The organism is Halovenus anhuiensis (assembly GCF_037080055.1).
In the GTDB taxonomy this organism is placed as follows: Archaea; Halobacteriota; Halobacteria; order Halobacteriales; family Haloarculaceae; genus Halovenus.
Genome location: NZ_JBAOJI010000003.1, coordinates 288,420 through 305,465 on the forward strand (window position 1 = coordinate 288,420; position 17,046 = coordinate 305,465).

12 protein-coding genes are annotated in these 17,046 nt (G+C 60.9%); 5 read left to right on the forward strand and 7 right to left on the reverse strand.

The window, feature by feature from the left end:
* Positions 1-28: 28 nt before the first annotated feature.
* Positions 29-1,897: a Glu-tRNA(Gln) amidotransferase subunit GatE gene (gene gatE, locus V8P86_RS10305; protein WP_336327176.1), complete on the forward strand. Its 1,869-nt coding sequence runs from the start codon at positions 29-31 to the stop codon at positions 1,895-1,897.
* Between the two features lies 1 nt (position 1,898).
* On the opposite strand, the gene V8P86_RS10310 is transcribed toward gatE, so the two are convergent.
* The gene (locus tag V8P86_RS10310) at positions 1,899-3,737 is read right to left on the reverse strand and encodes a formate/nitrite transporter family protein (RefSeq protein ID WP_336327177.1); all 1,839 of its coding nucleotides are present in this window, start codon (positions 3,735-3,737) and stop codon (positions 1,899-1,901) included.
* 68 nt (positions 3,738-3,805) lie between these two features.
* A complete protein-coding gene (locus V8P86_RS10315) occupies positions 3,806-5,428 on the reverse strand; it encodes a GTPBP1 family GTP-binding protein (protein ID WP_336327178.1) in 1,623 nt (540 codons plus the stop codon).
* A 136-nt stretch (positions 5,429-5,564) separates the two neighbouring features.
* Between V8P86_RS10315 and V8P86_RS10320 the strand changes: the two genes are divergently transcribed.
* From V8P86_RS10320 to hmgB, 4 genes are all read left to right on the forward strand, one after another.
* Positions 5,565-6,860: an archaellin/type IV pilin N-terminal domain-containing protein gene (locus V8P86_RS10320; protein ID WP_336327179.1), complete on the forward strand. Its 1,296-nt coding sequence runs from the start codon at positions 5,565-5,567 to the stop codon at positions 6,858-6,860.
* A gap of 70 nt (positions 6,861-6,930) precedes the next feature.
* Positions 6,931-7,809 carry a CFI-box-CTERM domain-containing protein gene (locus V8P86_RS10325; protein WP_336327180.1) on the forward strand — a complete coding sequence of 293 codons (879 nt, stop codon included), beginning with the start codon at positions 6,931-6,933 and terminating at the stop codon, positions 7,807-7,809.
* 51 nt (positions 7,810-7,860) lie between these two features.
* Positions 7,861-10,644, forward strand: coding sequence for an Ig-like domain-containing protein (locus V8P86_RS10330; RefSeq protein WP_336327181.1), 2,784 nt, complete (start codon positions 7,861-7,863; stop codon positions 10,642-10,644).
* Positions 10,645-10,763: 119 nt separating this feature from the next.
* Positions 10,764-12,101, forward strand: a complete 1,338-nt coding sequence (gene hmgB / locus V8P86_RS10335) for a hydroxymethylglutaryl-CoA synthase (RefSeq protein ID WP_336327182.1) — start codon at positions 10,764-10,766, stop codon at positions 12,099-12,101.
* Positions 12,102-12,240: 139 nt separating this feature from the next.
* On the opposite strand, the gene V8P86_RS10340 is transcribed toward hmgB, so the two are convergent.
* Genes V8P86_RS10340 through bioB form a run of 5 tightly spaced genes read right to left on the reverse strand, consistent with a single transcriptional unit; the run spans position 12,241 to position 16,994 of the window.
* Entirely contained in the window at positions 12,241-12,948 is a 708-nt protein-coding gene (locus V8P86_RS10340) for a helix-turn-helix domain-containing protein (RefSeq protein ID WP_336327183.1), read from the reverse strand.
* A 45-nt stretch (positions 12,949-12,993) separates the two neighbouring features.
* A complete protein-coding gene (gene bioD / locus V8P86_RS10345; protein WP_336327184.1) occupies positions 12,994-13,656 on the reverse strand; it encodes a dethiobiotin synthase in 663 nt (220 codons plus the stop codon).
* Positions 13,653-14,852 carry an aminotransferase class I/II-fold pyridoxal phosphate-dependent enzyme gene (locus tag V8P86_RS10350; protein ID WP_336327185.1) on the reverse strand — a complete coding sequence of 400 codons (1,200 nt, stop codon included), beginning with the start codon at positions 14,850-14,852 and terminating at the stop codon, positions 13,653-13,655. Before V8P86_RS10350 ends, bioD begins: the two co-directional genes overlap by 4 nt.
* Before the next feature lies 1 nt (position 14,853).
* Complete coding sequence (gene bioU / locus V8P86_RS10355) at positions 14,854-15,882, reverse strand: (S)-8-amino-7-oxononanoate synthase BioU (RefSeq protein ID WP_336327186.1); 1,029 nt, start codon at positions 15,880-15,882, stop codon at positions 14,854-14,856.
* A 2-nt stretch (positions 15,883-15,884) separates the two neighbouring features.
* Complete coding sequence (gene bioB, locus V8P86_RS10360) at positions 15,885-16,994, reverse strand: biotin synthase BioB (RefSeq protein ID WP_336327187.1); 1,110 nt, start codon at positions 16,992-16,994, stop codon at positions 15,885-15,887.
* Between the last annotated feature and the right edge of the window lie 52 nt (positions 16,995-17,046).

A 17,046-nucleotide genomic window follows, 5' to 3' on the forward strand; every position in this document is an offset into this window, starting at 1 on the left:
TTGACGCTGGGTGACCCACCGAGAACCAATGAGCGAATACGACTACGACGATCTCGGGTTGGTTGCGGGCCTGGAGATTCACCAGCAACTCGATACCGAGACGAAGCTGTTCTGTAACTGTCCGACTCGACTCCGTGAACCCGAGGAGGCGAGACGGACGTTCACGCGGTATCTGCACCCGACCAAAAGCGAACTCGGGGAACTCGATCAGGCAGCCGTCGAGGAGAGCCGCGTCGACCGCGAATTCGAGTATCTCGCCTACGACAGTACCTGTCTCGTCGAGGAAGACGACGAACCGCCGGGCCGGGTCGACCGGGAGGCGACCGAAACCACGCTCGAAATCGCTCAACTCATGGAGATGGAGCCGGTCGATCAGGCTCACGTCATGCGAAAGATCGTCGTCGACGGCTCGAATACCACCGGCTTCCAGCGAACGATGCTCGCCGCGACCGACGGCGTCATCGAGACCGAGGAAGGCGCTGTCGGTATCGAGGACCTCATGCTCGAAGAGGAGAGCGCCCAGCGTGTCGAGGAGACGGAGTCGGGCGTCCGCTACAGCCTCGACCGCCTCGGCATTCCACTCGTGGAGATCGGAACCCGCCCGGATATCTCCTCGCCGGAACAGGCTCGCGACGCCGCCGAACAGATCGGAATGTTGCTGCGCTCAACGGGCAAAGTCAAGCGCGGGCTGGGAACGATCCGCCAGGACGTGAACGTCTCTATCGCGGAGGGTGCACGTGTCGAGATCAAAGGCGTACAGAGTCTCGACGACATCGACGATATCGTTCGCAACGAGGTCGGCCGACAGGTCGAACTGCTGGCTATCGCCGACGAACTCGCCGACCACGAGGGAGGTGTCGGCGAGATTCAGGACGTGTCCGAGGTGTTCGAGGACACCGACAGCGGCGTCATCGGCGGCGCACTCTCCGGCGGCGGGAAAGCGATGGCGGTCCCGCTGTACGGGTTCGACGGATTGGTCGGCCGAGAGATCCTGCCGGACCGACGCCTCGGAACCGAGTTCGCCGATCACGCGAAACGACACGGCGCAGGTGGTATCTTCCACACCGATGAACTGCCTGCCTACGGCGTGACCGAAGCGGAAGTCGAGGCGCTTCGAGAGGCGGTCGGCGCTGGTCCCGAGGACGCCGTTGCTCTCGTCGCGGACGACTCCGAAACTGCCGAACTGGCAATCGAAGCCGTTGCAGACCGAGCAGCACAGGCACTCGACGGTGTGCCCGAGGAGACGCGTGATGCCGAGGAAGAGGGGACGACGCGGTATCTCCGTCCGCTCCCCGGTGCAGCACGGATGTACCCCGAGACGGACGTGCCGCCGGTCGATCTGGACCCGAGCGAGGTCGACCAGCCGGAACTGCTGACCGAGAAAGTCAGCCGCTACGAGGACGAACTGGGCCTGGATCCGGGACTGGCCGAGCAGGTTGCCTACGGCCGCCGGATGCCCCTGTTCGAGCGTGCAGTCGAGATGGGCGTCGATCCGACGCTGGCGGCCGGGACCGTCGAGTCGACGATGACGGAACTGCGTCGTGACGACGTCCCCGTCGAGAACATCACTGACGACCACTTCGAGGAACTGTTCGAACTACTGGTCGCGGACGAACTGGCCAAAGAGGGAGTTCCGGAACTGCTGACCGCGCTGGCAGAGAATCCAGAACTCTCCGCCGCTGATGCCGCCGAACAGGAGGGGCTCGGCAGTGCCGGCAAAGACGAGGTTCGGGAGGCTGTCGTCGAAGTCGTCGAACGGAACACCGATCAGATCGACGCCGAAGGCATGGATGCGTTCTCGGCGCTGATGGGCGAGTGTATGGGTGCGCTTCGCGGCAAGGCAGACGGCGACGTTGTCAGTGACGTGTTGCGCGAAGAGATCCAGAAACGAGCCTGAGTCAGCCGAACAGTCGCTGGAGGAACGACCGGCGGTACGGTTTTTCTGCGAGCAGCACCGAGCAGTCGACCTGATTGACCACGTCCATGTGCAGGGAGTTCGACGCGAGTCGTGAGAGCAATCCCTTCTCAGTCGCGCCCATCAACACGAGCGAGTGCTGCTCGGCTTCGCGGGCGATGGCTTGTTCGACATTCCCGGAGTCGTCGACGATTATATTCGCATCGTCAAGCCCGCGGTCGGTGGCCCACTCCTCAAGGAACTGTTCGCCTTCCTCGCGGTCGGCTTCGCTGTCGACGACGTGCAGTAGCGAAAGCTCCGCACCGACTTCTGTCCGAAGGGCGCGGGCCACCTCCGCGCTGAGATCGGAGTCCGGCCCACCTGCTGTCGCGAGCAACACGTTGGAGAGATCGAGTCCACGGTCTTTCAGGACCAGGAACTCACAGGGCAGCGTCCCGATCAGTTCGTCGATTTTGCTGGCGGACTTGAGCGTCCCCCACGGTTTGTTGTCGTCCCAGGCCATCACGACCTGATCCGGCTGATCTTCGGACACCTGATGGAAAATCTCCCGGAAGGCGTTGTATGAGACCACTGTCGAACTCTCGACGTGGACATCGAAATCGGCTGCCCGTCCACAGAAGTCCTGTAGTTTCCGCTCTGACTCGGTGACGATCCGCTGGCGTTGCCCGGATCCAGCCCGCATCGTCATCCGGTTGGGAACTTGCACGATATGCACCAGATGGACCGAGGCATCCTCTTCCTGACTGGCCAGCGTGTACGCGAAATCAACCAGCGCAGACTCTGTCCGTGGATTCGAGATGGGGACCATAATTCGGCGTCCTTCTCCTCGTTGCACGTCAGTTCCGCCGTGTGTATCCAGTAGCGGGACGTACTGTCGGCCGACGAGGCTTCCGAAAGCCCACTCAGGCATCGACAGCCGACTGAACGTCCGCCCGTCGTCCATCGCGCCGAGGCGACCCTCGCTGGTCTGGTAGTAGTTGACGACCGTCACTAACACGACGCCGCCGATGGTATTACCGAAGAAGACGGGGATAACGAACTCTACCATTCCGACCGCAGCACCGACCTGACCCAGCGAGAGCAAAAAGACCATCTCGGTAAAGGAGACGACGACGTGGTACAGGTTCCCGAGCGGGATACAGAGGAAGGCGAGATAGACGACCACGAGCCGCGAGATCGTATCACGGGAGGCGTATTCGACCCAGACGACGCCGGCGACGATCAGCCCGGCAACTGCGCCTTTGAAAAAGAGGTTCCAGGCTGTTTCGTCGATCCCTTTCTGTCCGAGATACTCGACCATGTGGAACGCATCTGGAGAAAGTACGCCCGTGTGCGCGAGTACGATTGCCCCGATTGCACCGCCAGTAAAGTTGCCCAGCGCGACGATGCCCCAGTTTCGGAACAGTGCGGGGAACGACGCGAGGCGTTCGAGGGTGAGCGCGACCGGCGGCAGCGTGTTCTCGGTGTATAGCTGGTAGCCGCCGATGATGATGTAGATGAAGCCGATCGGATAGAGCAACGCCGAGAGGACCGGGTCGGCATCGGCGAACTCGCCTGTGGGCGAAGTCCTCGCCAAAAGCGATGCGTAGACCAGTAGCGTGATCGTGATCGCGAATCCGCCAGCGACGGCACTGAAGAACAACTCACGGCGACCTTCAGTGATTTCTTCTTCTGCCGCGGCGATGATTCGCTGGAAGATTTCGTCCGAAGAGAACCGATCACGGACGACTGATCCTTCTGAAGGTGCGGCCGGTCGGTCGGGATTCGGCCGAGAGTTGCTCCTCTCAGCACCGGCTTCGGGGGTCCCGTCGTCTGTCGACATCTGTTCGCACGCATATTGCCGCGGAGGCGTTAGTAACCCTTTGGGTTGCGCTTGTCGGGAACTGTCGATCAGGGATCGAGGTCGCTGACGGTGCCGACACCCTTCGACTGGCCTTCCCGGAAGACAAAGCGCTGGCCTTCCTCGACGAGATACGGCCGAAATTTGAACCGGACCGTCGCCGTCCCGCTGTCACCGGGAAGCAGTTGGCCATCTTCCGGGTAGATCGCTGCCGCCTCGCTGACCGTTTCGAGGTGGATCACCGGTTCGTAGCCGTCACCGATCGTGGTCGGGTGGTTGAGCACCATCACTTCCGCCTCGAACTCCCGGATTGGATCCGGATCCGAATCCCGAGGCAGTAGTGCCATCCCACGGTCGATCTCCTCTTCGTCGACGCCTTTGAGTGCGATGCCGACGATTCGACCCGCGGTTGCTTCCTCGACGCGGTGATAGTGCATCTCGATGCTTCGGACCTCCACGTCTCGGAAGGTGCCGTCGGGCATCGGTCCGAGCAGCAGTTCGTCGCCTGCCTCGACGGTGCCGGATCTGATGGTTCCGGAGGCGACTGCACCGACGCCAGTGACGTTGTAGGTTCGATCGATGTACATCTGGAAGGATTCCGATTCGGTGGGCTGGCCCGTTTTCGGCAACTGCTCGAACAGCGTATCCAGCGCGTCGAGTCCCTCCTGTGTCACGGCACTGGTCGTCACGATGGGGACGACTGTCTCGCTGATCTCCTCTATCGCTGCTTCGACGCCGTGTCGCTCGACCCGCAGCGGTGACCGATCCGCATCCCGAAGGAGTCGTTCGACTTCACGTTCGACCTCGGCCAGTCGGTCGTCGTCCACGAGGTCAGCTTTCGTGATTGCCACCATCGTCGGCAACTCCGTCGCGAGCAAGATTCCGAGATGTTCCCGTGTCGTCTTTGTCGGTCCGTCGTCAGCGGCCACCGTGAGCAGCCCATAGTCGAGTTTCTGACCGACGAGCCCCCGGATTGTCGTCCGTAGCCACGGCTCGTGACCGACAGTATCCACGAAGGAGACTAGTCGGTCAGCCTCTTCGACGATCCGCGCCCGGTCGCCCTTGCGATGGGGGTTGTCCATCCGAACGGCCCCCTCGTCGTCGAAGCCGTAGACGCCGTAGGAGAGATCCGCCGAGAGCCCGCGTTCGATTTCGTGGGGGCGAACGTCCAGAAAGCCCCGCGTTCCGCCCTGTCCGTCGTCAGCCTCGCCCGTGACGAGTGATCCAACGAGTGTCGATTTACCGTGATCGACGTGGCCTGCAGTTCCGATGACGATATGTTCGTCGTCTTCCATCACCGGCCCTTCTTCGACCGTCGCCAATCCGACCAGTCTCGTCTCCTCACTGTCTCCTTCTCGCCAGTCGACCCCCCACGTCTCGACATCGGCGATGTGGGCATCGGCCTTCTCGGCGAGCAAAGAGAGCACGTCCATCGATTCGGAGAAGGTCTCCTGGGCGATACCCGAAATCGTTCCGTCATCGCTGACGCCGACGACGTACGTCGCCGTCCCGTCACCGGACAGTACCCGATGTCGTAACTGTGCGACGAGACTGTCGAGCCGGTCATCGGAGAGATGAAGATCCTTCGTGAGCCGTTCTTTGAATTCCACGCTGCCGCCCTCGCGTTCACCGCGCTCGATGACGCGTTCGAGGGGGGCGGGTTGCGGACCCATGCTGTGGGGTTACATGCCACTGTAAATAAGTCTTCTCCGGCCGTGTTACCTGTTCAGGCGTCGACTTACTCGTCGTGAGGGTGACGGAACGTATTTCTCCCCAGGTGCAGAATCCTGTAGCAACGCCCGTATGCCAGTGAGTCGCGGACAGTCAGATACCGTCGGGGTCGTTCTCCTCACTGCGGTAGTCGTTGTCTCGTCCGTGACAGTTGGGGTCTTTCTACTCGGAAATTTCGACGGGAGTGGCGATCAGGAGCCGACTGTGGCTATTTCAAGTGATGTCGAGGGCAGGACGGTGGTAATCGAACATCGTGGCGGTGACAGCTACAATAGCGCCAACGTTCGAGTTCTCGTTCGGCAACAGGACAGCGACGACCGCGGGTACGCCCTTGGGGAGTTTTCACTCACTACCGGCGGTGATGAGCAGACGTTCGTGTCAGGAGATCGCTGGGAGAAGACTATCGACGGGTTGAACGGAGAGTTGCAGGTGCTCGTCGTCGACGAAAACGAAGGCGAAATTCTTCACGAGGCGACGTACGTTGTCGCCGAAGCGGGGATCCGAATCGAGATCGAAGACGAGACATTCGACGTAGAGATGCGTACGGGTGAACAGAGACAGTACACTGTCTTTCAGGTGTTTGAGGACGGCACGACGCGTGATATTACTGAAAATGCAACCGTCCGAGCGGACGGGAATATCAGTGTCGATGAGTCGACGACGACGGTGACAGCAGAAGAGGCTGGAGCAGGGACACTCACGGCTGAAACCGAGGCGTACACCGATAGTATCGACGTAAGCGCTGTCGATACGGATCTCCAGGTGGGTGCAATCGAACTGAACGATCCGGTGACCGAACGTGAGACACTGGCAATCAACGTAACCGTCGAAAACGTCGGCGACGTGGCGACCGATGGGCAAGATCTCACCGTCTCGATCCGCAGAGAGGACGGGAGCGAAGTCGCGACGCGCACGGAAGACGTGACACTGTCACCTGACGATCCACCCGCGGAATATAGCTTCACTTACGAGACCGAAGACGGCGATGCGCCCGAACTAACGATCAACGCCACCACAGCGGACGATCCGGTCGGGAGCCAAACGACAGCCACTGTCGAAGACCGGACGCCAGGCGGGAGTGGCTGGCTCGGGATTCTGGAGAACGAGACGCCAGTCGGAAGCGGTGATTCGTTCGACAGCTATCTCACCTACGAGAATCCCGAGGACGCGGACTGGACAATACTGCTGCGGACCACCGGTGGCGGGACAGAGCCGGATTCGACCGAAATCGAGATCGAACCAGGCGAAAGCCCTACCCCGACCCAACTCGGCTTCCCAGAGCAAGGAACCATCGTCAGCATCACTGACGACCCCCCAGCGGACGAAGAGCCGAGCGAACAACCAGAAGTCACCGTCGAAATTGAAGAGCAGTGAATGCTGACCTCTCTGAGGCGGTCGAAAGGCCGCAGAACATATATAATGGACAACCGTCGAGGTAACACGTATGGTTAGCCGTCGAGGAATCATCTCGAAGATCTGTGCGACGATGATCGGCGGCGGGTTTCTCTCACAGTCTGTAAGTGCAGAGGAGCGGACTGCCTCCGTAACGGTCGAAAACGATGCTCCAGGAGACATCGGTGTCGTCCCGAACGCACCTGGTCTCGATGGCGTGTCCGGGATCGATGCCGGCGTACAGATCGACATTGGAACCAACGGCACCGGCCTGCATCCAGAAGGGCGGACGGTCTTCGAGGACGTGATCGAAGTCTCGAATATGTTCTCCGCAATCGGGGTGACGTTCGGAATTGTCGACGACGGAGCAGGTGTCGGCTCGAACGAGGTGCTGGATCTCAAATATAATGGTGAATCCGCTGTCGTCGATAGTCCGGACGACATTTCGGTCAACGGCATTACGCTTGGCGGAGGAGAAACAGCTACGCTCACGCTGGAAATCGACTACCTGAACAACCCCGGGGGCGGTGATATCGACGGCACTGTCGCTATCACAACAGCAGGTGAAGAGGAACCAATCTTTTGTTTCATTACGACGGCGACGGCAGATTCTCCCGAGACGCTCGACTCTCTGCGCCGGTTCCGGGACGAATCGATGGCCTCGACCGCACTCGGGCGCGGACTGGCGGGGCTGTATTATCGAATCAGTCCACCAGTGGCAGAGACACTCAGCCGACATTCAGAGAGCAGGACGGTACGAGTCGTCAGATGGCTCGTCAACCGATGTGCTCGGCTCTCTGACGCACAGGCACAGACCGACTCGAAGACGAAAAGCGCACTCTTGGGCGTTGTGCTAACTGCGCTGTATATTCTTGGAGTGATGATTGGCGGCGGTGGCCATCTTTGGCTCCGCCTGACCGAGAAAATATAGCGCAACCACGGGCAAACAACTTTTTAACTGCTTGCACGAAAGGGGTGAGTAATGCGGTTTCTATCGGATAACAGAGCGCAGTCAATTCAGGTTGGGGCTGTCCTGTTGTTCGGGATTCTCATCATTCTCCTCTCGACGTGGCAGGCGTTTGTCATACCCGACCAGAACGAGGGAATCGAGTTCAACCACAACGAGGATGTCCAGCAGCAGATGACGGAACTGCGGACGACGGTGAACTCGATGCCGGACTCGGCGACGACGCGCTCGGCGACGGTCGATCTGGGTGTTCGGTATCCCTCGCGAACGATATTCCGGAATCCGCCGCCAGTGAGCGGGACGCTCGAAACCCGCGGAACGACAGAACCGGGAGTCAACATCTCCATCGCGAATGCACAGGCGGCAGACACGGAAGCAGTGGGAACTGGTGATTTCTGGGACGGGACGACGCGGTCGTATTCCAGTGGAGCGATTCAGTATCGGCCTTCCTACAACCAGTACGACAACGCCCCGACGACGATATACGAGCAGAGCGTTCTGTACAACCGTTTTGAGCGCGAGGGAACGCAGTTGCCGATCACCGACCAGACCATCGTGCAGGACGGGCGGTTGTCGCTCGTGGCACTCAATGGCTCTCTGAGCGAAACCCGTGTCGACAGTACGTCAGTCGATCTCGAACCATTGAGTACCCAAACCAGCCAGGTCGAAATCGAACAGACAGGATCGGCCCCGATCACGATCGAGTTTCCGACGCGGATGGCCGAATCACGCTGGCAGGAACTGATTCCATCACAGCACACTGTCACGACTGTCGACGGAGCATTTCCCGATTCGGAGCGTTCGCTACTGCGGATCGAACTGGACGAGAGCCGGGAGACCTACCAGTTGCAACTTGCAAAGGTCGGTGTCGGGACTGGGACAACCGTGCCCGGATCGGCGTATCTCAGCGGTCTTTCAGGAAACGGGACCGAGGTCGAACGTGGCGACTCTGTGGAACTGACGCTCGAAGTCCGTGACGATTTTAATCGGCCGCTAAGCGGGGAAGAGGTATACGCCGACGCAGCCGAGGGGACGATCGATACTAGCGGAACGACGAACAGCAACGGCGAAGTTACCTTCACTTACGAGACCGATTCGACAGTTCCAACGGGGCCGAACGAGATCGATTTCAGTATCGACGGTCCGATCGAGGCCGGGTATGACGACAGTTCGCCAACGAACTTGACGATGGTTGTCGACGTGTTTACGACCACCACGGACAGTGGACAGCAGGCCTACGAGGTCCGCTGGCTGAGTCCGGCCGACGAACCGGGAACCGAAAACTGCGACGAGACCAGTTGTACGCTCAACTACACGGTCGCACAGAGTCTCGACCTCGATATGGAGACGGTGCCGACGGCCGACGGCGTCTCGACCGAGTTCGGGGTCGAAAATCGAAACATCGGGGTTGTCTCCCCAAACGTCGTCCAGACAGACCCAGATGGGACAGCGACGACGACCTTCGAGCCCCAAGCGAACGGAACGGTAAAAGTGTACACGTGGGGTGGTGGCAGCGGTGACGTGATCGACGTGACAGTCGAGAAATTCGGCGTAACACAGGCTGGCGGGCTGAGTAACGCTCGTATTACCGATCTGGTTCCCGCTGCGGGGAGCCAAATGCAGATTGTCGAGTTTACCTTAGAGGAAGAGTTACCCTCGGATGAGACGGTCACTGTGACCCTCGACGAGGCCCAAGGCGAGTCACCGATACAGGTCGATTACGGCAGCGTCAACAAGGTGATTAGCGGGAGCGGAAGTGCCTCGATCAACGCGAACTCTGACACGGCCACACTGACCTACACCGCAGGAGGTTCGGACACAGCAGGGACGACGGTGAAAATCCGTGTCGGCAGTCTTCCAGTCGGATCACTCTCAGATCAGAATAGTCCGTACTCCATCGAGTTTACCCGAAGCGACAGCGGTGACTCGATCACGGATCCGTTTGAGGTTGCACGTGGTAGCGGCGACGCACAACTTCAAGATGTGTCGGTCAGCGATATTGAGACGACGAACAACGAAGATCAGACGATCAGTTTCACCCCGACCACCGACCTCGGTGCAGATGAAATCGTCACCGTGGAGTTGAACGAGCCAGAGCAAGGAAGCGTCGATTACGGTGACGCGTCGGTGTCAACCGTCTCAACTGGCTCAGCGGGTAAAAACAGTAACAACGGTAACGTGTACATCACGTACACGGCGCCCGATACCGGTGTCTCAGCCGGCTCGGTCGTCGATATAACGCTCTCGGGAGTCAGTGCAACTGCACAAGACAGCTACGATGTCGGATTGAGTCGGGCAGACGGCGATACCGCGGTGACGCAGTTCAACGTCACTGATCCGACGTTCCAGCAGCTGCAGGCGGTGGAATCTGCCGGTGTGAACGACGGCAGTCAGCTCACATACACCGTGGAAAACGTTGGATCAAGCCAGGTTACCGTAGAGAACTTTTCGATTGATGCCACCGGTGTTGCGAACAACGTCAGAATCAATAACGGAGACAGCCCCGAACTGTCGATACAGCGCGCAACTCAAAGCGGTGAAGCAAACCGCGCTGGCAACGGTAACGACGATCGCTTCGAGGCTGATGGGAGGACGTACGACTTCGTCGCCGATAGTATCGATGCGACGGGACAGTACGCCGAAATCGCGGCCGACGACGATGACGTGACCGTAGACTTCCGTGGATTCGACGAACAACTGAGCAACGTCCAATTTACAGACCAAGCGAACGCCGACATCACGGTTACACTCGGATTGTCCGACGGACGCGTCCAGACGTACTACTTCGCCGAAGGGTAGTACGAAAAGCTGGGTACCGACGGTCAAAGGGATTCACCTCCAATGAAATAGGAGAAGGTTCGACAATCGACGAACTAATAGTCGACAGAAACTTATAGCTATTCACCGATTTCTCAGGTATGACAGACGTAGGAATCGACGGCATCGAAATCTGGGCAGGCAAACTCGAACTCGACCTCGCGGAGACGTTCGCACCGGCGCAAAACGACGATCCCGGCAAGTACACGAAAGGGCTCGGTCTTTATTCGTCGTCGTTGCCGGATGTCTACGAAGACATCGTAACGATGGCAGCCAACGCCTCGAAGCGACTGCTCGAACGGAAGGATCTCGAACCGCAGGACATCGGCCGGATAGACGTGGCGACGGAGAGTTCCTTCGACAAGTCCAAGCCGATTTCGACGTATGTGGCTGGCTGTCTCGAACAGACCTACGAGGGGGATTTCCACCACGCCAACAAGGGCGAGCGGAAGTTCGCCTGTGTCTCGGGGACGCAGGCGCTCGACGACGCGTACAACTGGATCCGCGCGGGCCGCAACCGCGGCCGGAAAGCGCTGGTCATCGCCACCGATACTGCGCTGTACGCGCGTGACGACCCCGGTGAGGCAACCCAGGGCGCTGGCGCAGTTGCGATGTTGATCGACAAGGATCCCAACGTGGCTGCCCTCGGTGACGCGCAGGGCTTCGGCAGCGCCGACGAGACGGACTTTCTCAAACCCAACCAGCAGTTCCCTAGTGTAGACGGAAAGCGCTCGATGCAGGTCTATCTCGCACGCATGCGCGAGGCGATGATGGACTTCGAGCGGGCGGGCGGGGACACCCATCCGGACAACTTCGCGCTGATTCCGTTCCACACGCCGTTCCCGGGCATGGTTCGGAAGGCCGCAGTGCTCGGCTATCGACACTGTATCCGCGGCACGGAAATCGAGGACGAACTCGCCGAACAGATCGGACGCCAGCCACGGCGTGAAGGGTTCGACGACGAAGAGGCGTACCTCGAAGCAGTCAAAGAGTATACCGAATCCCTCGGTGAGACAGACGAATACGAGGCGTGGTACGCCAAGACCGTCGAACCGACACTCGCGATTTCCGAGGAAGTCGGCAACTGGTACACTGGCTCCGTCCACATCGCCCGCGCCGCGGGCCTCGCCGAAGCCCTCGAAGAGGGTCGAGAGATCACCGGGCGACAGCTACTCGTTGCCTCCTACGGCAGCGGTGCGCAGGCAGAGATCCACGCAGAGACTGTCCAGCCCGACTGGAAGGACGAAATCGAGCAGCTCAACATCCAGGAACAGATCGAGAATCGCGAAATGATCACCTTCGAGGAGTACGAGGCGATCCACGATGTCCACAACCACGACGCCGAGACGGATATGGAACCGCTGACGACGCCGGACGGCGAGTTCGTCTTCGACGGCTGGGGTCGGATGGGCGAGCGGAAGTACACCTACGTCGAGTAGTTAGCATCCGTGCCGAAGGCGCGGTTCACTTCACGCGAGGCCAGCGGCCGAGCGTGAAGGTCGTTTTTCCCCTAGTTTTTGCGACTGAGCCGGTTGCGAGCCAGTGGCTCGCAACCCGAAGGAGTAAAAAGAGGTAGGGTCAGGGCAACTCTTGATGGCGTTCGAGCATCGTCTCTAGCTCGATATCAGTCACCGCCAGCGAGAACCCATCGACACGGGCGAGATCCGCCGCGTGCTCCCAGACAGACTCTTCTTCGATGCCGTGCAGAATGACTGCATGCGGTGTCGGTTTGACGACACGAAGCGCGACGAGCGGCGATTCGCCTCGGGTGACATTGGTGAAGACGAGCGCGCGGTTCGTGCTCTCGCCGTAGAGATTGTAAAACTCGTCACTGGAGAGTTTGCGGATCGCTTCGATGCTGTCGATGATGGTGTGGCCGGCGATTGTGTCGCGGTTACCTCGGACGAGTTCGGTCGCGTCGATCGCTTCGTAGTAGCGGTCCAGCGGAATGTTGGCGGGATACTCCCGCAGATCGAGGACGACAGCGCTGTCGAAGCCAGCAGAGAGCACGCGGGCGTACTGGCGGATGTGTCGGCCGCCGTTGCGCTCGTCGATGGCGATCAGCGCCTCGATAGCACCTCTGATCATGCCGATGCCGGGGTTGTCCCGCCGACCGCTCTCGTAATCCGACACGACCGACGGCGAGACATCAAGTTCGTCGGCCAGACGGGTCTGAGCGACCTCGAAATCAGTTCGCCACTTGCGCAGGGTCGCCCCCGGATCGTCGCTGAGCGTGATCTCTCCGGCCATCTTCTCGGCGAGTCGGTCCCGATCCTCCCGAGCCATATGCTGTCACCGGCAGGGCGTGAAATAAACCTGCCGGATAGGAAGCTACAGGAACGTCTCTGGCCCTGGTAGATGATCCGAAACGGCAGTCGAGTCCGCCGGTTCGGACAGCGACAGTGTCGGAACGGTCCAGACTGGACAGTCGCACATCCGTTCGAGTTCGTCGGGATTGGTCCGTTCGGCGACAGTTGCACCCTCGTACTGGTTGAGGACGACACCGACGACCGGAACATCCCGGTTGCGGAGGGCCTCGACAGTGAGTGCCGTGTGGTTTAGCGTCCCCAGTCCAGACCGGGAGACGACGACCGCCGGCACCGAAAGATCGGCGACCAGATCGACAATTTCACGCTGTGGATCGTTCGAGAGTGGCACCCGTAGCCCGCCCGCGCCCTCGACGATTCCGACCTCGCTGTCTTCGAGTGCTCTTCTGGTATCGTCCAGCAACGACTCGTATTCGATCGGATCATCTGCTCGGCGGGCGGCGACAGCGGGAGCAAGCGGTTCTGGTCTGGATCGGAGGCGCACGCCCGCTGACTCATCGCCGCAGGCCTCGGCGACGTATTCTGCGTCGTCGTCCTCGGGAAAGGCTGTCTGTGCGGGCTTGATCGCTCGGGCATCGTATCCCGACTCACGGAACATTGAGACGAGTCCAGCGGTGATGATGGTTTTCCCGATTCCGGTGTCCGTGCCGACGACGGCCAAAGTCATAGCAGTCCAACCTCCTCGCCGGCGGCCTCGAAGGCGGCCAGACAGTGCTCGATGTCCTGCTCGGTGTGTGTTGCCTGCGGCGCGACTCGAATCCGACTCGTTCCCTCGGGAACCGTCGGCGGGCGGATCGCTGGCGCGACGATGCCGGCCTCTCGAAGCCGCTCGTCGAGAGCGATGGCATCTTCGCGCTCGCCGACCAGCACCGGCAGGATGTGCGTCTCACCGTAGACCTCGTAGCCCACGGATTCGAGCCCGTCCCGCAGGCGCTCGACGTTTGCCCACAGATCCGCACGCTGCTCGGGGGCGAGTTCGAGCGCGCGCTCGGCCGCACTCGCCGCTGGCGGCGCGAGACCCGTCGAGAAGACGAATGAGCGCGCGGCGTTGAGTATCCACTCGATCAGCGTCTCGCTGCCGGCGATGAATCCACCCTGCGCGCCCAGCGCCTTCGAGAGCGTCCCGAGTTGGACCTGCACGCGGTCTTCGAGGCCTAATTCGCCGACCATCCCGCCCTCGTATACGCCCGTGGCGTGGGCCTCGTCGGCCATCACCCACGCGCCGTACTGCTCGGCGATATCGCAGATGTCGGCCAGCGGCGCCACGTCGCCATCCATCGAAAAGACCGAATCGGTAACGACGAGCCACGACTCGCCGGGTGTCACCTCTCGCTCACGCTCGGCCATCGCGTCCGCCAGCGCGCTCGCATCACAGTGGTCGTACACCTCGACATCGGCGTCGGACAGCCTCGCGCCGTCGATGATGCTCGCGTGATTGAGTTCGTCGGAAAAGATCACGTCCGGAGAGAGCGCCGTGAGCGTGCCGACGTTCGCGGCGTAACCAGAGGAAAAGGCGAGTGCTCGCTCTGTGTCTTTCCGCTCGGCCAGCGCTCGCTCCAGCGAGCGATGGGCCGGTGTGTCGCCGACGACGAGACGAGACGCCCCTGCGCCCGCTCCGACTGTTCGTGCGGCGTCTGCTGCCGCCCGGGCGACGCGCTCGTCGCCAGCCAATCCGAGGTAGTTATTCGCCGCGAAAATCGTCTGTTCGTCGCCAAATGTCGGCTTCTCTCCCTTTGGATCCTCGGCGATGCGGCTGGTGGCGGCGACGCTCTCGATCGGCGAGAGATTCCGTCGCAGCCCTTCGGCCTCACGCTCTCGCAGTCGCTTCGCCAGTCCGAACCCGAACCCGGTCTGCAACGACATCTCAGAAGCCGGGCATCAGTTCCGCCGGCCCGAAGACGCCGTACTCGCCGGCACGATTCCGGCGGACACCGGTCTTCAGATACCCCAGCGCCGGGCCGTTGACGTTGGCTTCCATGCTCGTCGCGTCGTCGAGTTCGAAGGTGTTCGTCCCGCGCTCCCCGTCGAAGGTCTGTCCTGTGACGCGAACTGTCGTCGTCGTCGGCTTCTCGTCGGAGCGAACGTCGAGGATACCACCGACGGTTACATCCTCGGCGTCACAGATTCCAGCCCGCTCTAGGAGTACGTCGTCGGCGTGTTCCATGTCGTTAAACTCGATGACGCCGTCGTGTTCGTCGACAATCTCTTCGATCTCCTCGTCAGTGAGGCTGCGCGCGGTCTCGATATCGTAGTCGTCGAGGTGGGCGATGTCCTCTCGGACCGTGCCGCGGTTGTCCTCGTAGCCGGATTTGAGTCCAACGCCCCACCAGATCTCGACTTCTTCAATCTCGACGAACGACTGGGAGGCGAGCGCGGCCGCGCCGGTGAGGAAACCGGGGGTCGCGCCGGCCCCGCAGATGAAGGTGATGCCGCTGTCTTCGAGCATCTCCTCGCGGTCGTCGAGCATCCCGATCACGCGCGAGCGCTTGAGCACGTCCACGAGCACCCCCTCGTAGTCCGCCTCCGCAAATCGCTCGGCAACTCGCGGAATGAAATCGTGTTCGAGGTTCGGCAGGGCGATCAGGACGGCATCGATCATATCCGATTCAGCGATGATGTCGTCGATCGGTGTCTCAGTCGGCGAGGCCTGTGCAGAGGCCACGACGCCCTGCTGTTCGCCGGTCTGCTTGACTGCTGTTGCGCCGCCGTCGGAGGCGATGTTCCCTTCCGTTGCGGCGAGGAGTTCGTCCGCGTCGAGTCCGTCGTGATCGATTGCGACGCCGTCGCGGTCACAGGCCGCGACGGGCGTGAGGTGTTCTTTCGAGTTCGAGTATTCGATTGCGCGTCGTCCGATGCCACCAGTTCCCAGTACCGCAAAGTGTACGTCGTCCATAGTTAGTCGTCGATGTTCGCTGCGTTGCTCGTGGCCGTTCCCGCTGCATTCCCCGGGTTCGGCTCACGGTGTCGGTCCTTCACAGCCTTCGGATCGAAGGCATTCGACGAGCGGTTCGGTTCCAGGCCCGCTCGCTGGATGATATCGATATCATCGCCAGGGTCCTGCCCCTCCGTGGTGAGGTAATCGCCGGTCAGCAGGCCGTCGGCACCCGCCTCGAAAGGCAGGTGCTGATCCTCTGGCGCGAGATTCGCCTCGCGGCCGCCAGTCAACCGGACTCGCACGTCCGGGTGGAGGAAGCGGTAGACAGCGATGGTCTTCATGATCCCCGTCTTGGTGATGTCGGCGTGGTCCTGCTCTCCCATCGGTGTCCCCGCGACCGGATTGAGAATGTTGACCGGCAGCGAGGAGATGCCGATGTCCTGCAGTTCGATGGCGGCGTCTACCCGATCCATCGGTGTTTCGCCCATTCCGAGGATGACGCCGGTACAGAGGTCCATTCCGGCCTCCTTGGCGCGGCGTAGCGTCACGAGTCGATCCTCGAAGTCGTGCGTGTTGACAATCTCGTCGAAGTACCGGCGGGAGGTCTCGATGTTGTGATTGTAGTGGTTGAGGCCAATTTCGGAGAGTTCAGCGGCCTCTTCCTCGGTGAGCAGGCCCAGCGAGGCGTCGGCTTCCACGTCGGTTTCGTCGCGGATCAGCCGGATCGCCTCGCAGATCTCCTCCCACTCGTCGGGGCGGTTCTCTTTCGAGACGCCCTTCTCGGCGACGACGATGCCAAAGCGCTGAGCACCGTCGGCTTCGGCTCGTTTCGCGGCATCGAGGACCTTCTCCGGGCCGAGAAAGTCGTAGGTGTCGATGCCGGTGTCGAAATGAACTGACTGCGCACAGAACCCACAGTCTTCGGCGCAGTTGCCGGCTTTGGCGTTGACGATACTGCACGCGTCGACGGTCCCGTCCGAGAAGTGCTGTCGGACGAGATCCGCGCCGGCGGCGAGTTCCTCGACTGGCTGTGCGTAAAGCGCCAGTCCATCGGTCCGGTCGAGTGTCTCGCCGTCGAGCACTCGCCGCACCGCCTCATCGATCGTTCGGTTTCCCGTCTCGTAAACCACGCTAGCAGTGGCGGTTGACAGGATATTAAAGATGGGGGTTACACCAACTGTG

Excerpts from the sequence above, each read along its gene's own strand:
- V8P86_RS10310 (WP_336327177.1), bottom strand. The coding sequence starts at position 3,737 with ATGTCGACAGACGACGGGACCCCCGAAGCCGGTGCTGAGAGGAGCAAC.
- V8P86_RS10315 (WP_336327178.1), bottom strand. The coding sequence starts at position 5,428 with ATGGGTCCGCAACCCGCCCCCCTCGAACGCGTCATCGAGCGCGGTGAA.
- gatE (WP_336327176.1), top strand. The coding sequence starts at position 29 with ATGAGCGAATACGACTACGACGATCTCGGGTTGGTTGCGGGCCTGGAG.
- hmgB (WP_336327182.1), top strand. The coding sequence starts at position 10,764 with ATGACAGACGTAGGAATCGACGGCATCGAAATCTGGGCAGGCAAACTC.
- V8P86_RS10330 (WP_336327181.1), top strand. The coding sequence starts at position 7,861 with ATGCGGTTTCTATCGGATAACAGAGCGCAGTCAATTCAGGTTGGGGCT.
- V8P86_RS10350 (WP_336327185.1), bottom strand. The coding sequence starts at position 14,852 with ATGTCGTTGCAGACCGGGTTCGGGTTCGGACTGGCGAAGCGACTGCGA.
- bioU (WP_336327186.1), bottom strand. The coding sequence starts at position 15,882 with ATGGACGACGTACACTTTGCGGTACTGGGAACTGGTGGCATCGGACGA.
- V8P86_RS10325 (WP_336327180.1), top strand. The coding sequence starts at position 6,931 with ATGGTTAGCCGTCGAGGAATCATCTCGAAGATCTGTGCGACGATGATC.
- V8P86_RS10340 (WP_336327183.1), bottom strand. The coding sequence starts at position 12,948 with ATGGCTCGGGAGGATCGGGACCGACTCGCCGAGAAGATGGCCGGAGAG.
- bioD (WP_336327184.1), bottom strand. The coding sequence starts at position 13,656 with ATGACTTTGGCCGTCGTCGGCACGGACACCGGAATCGGGAAAACCATC.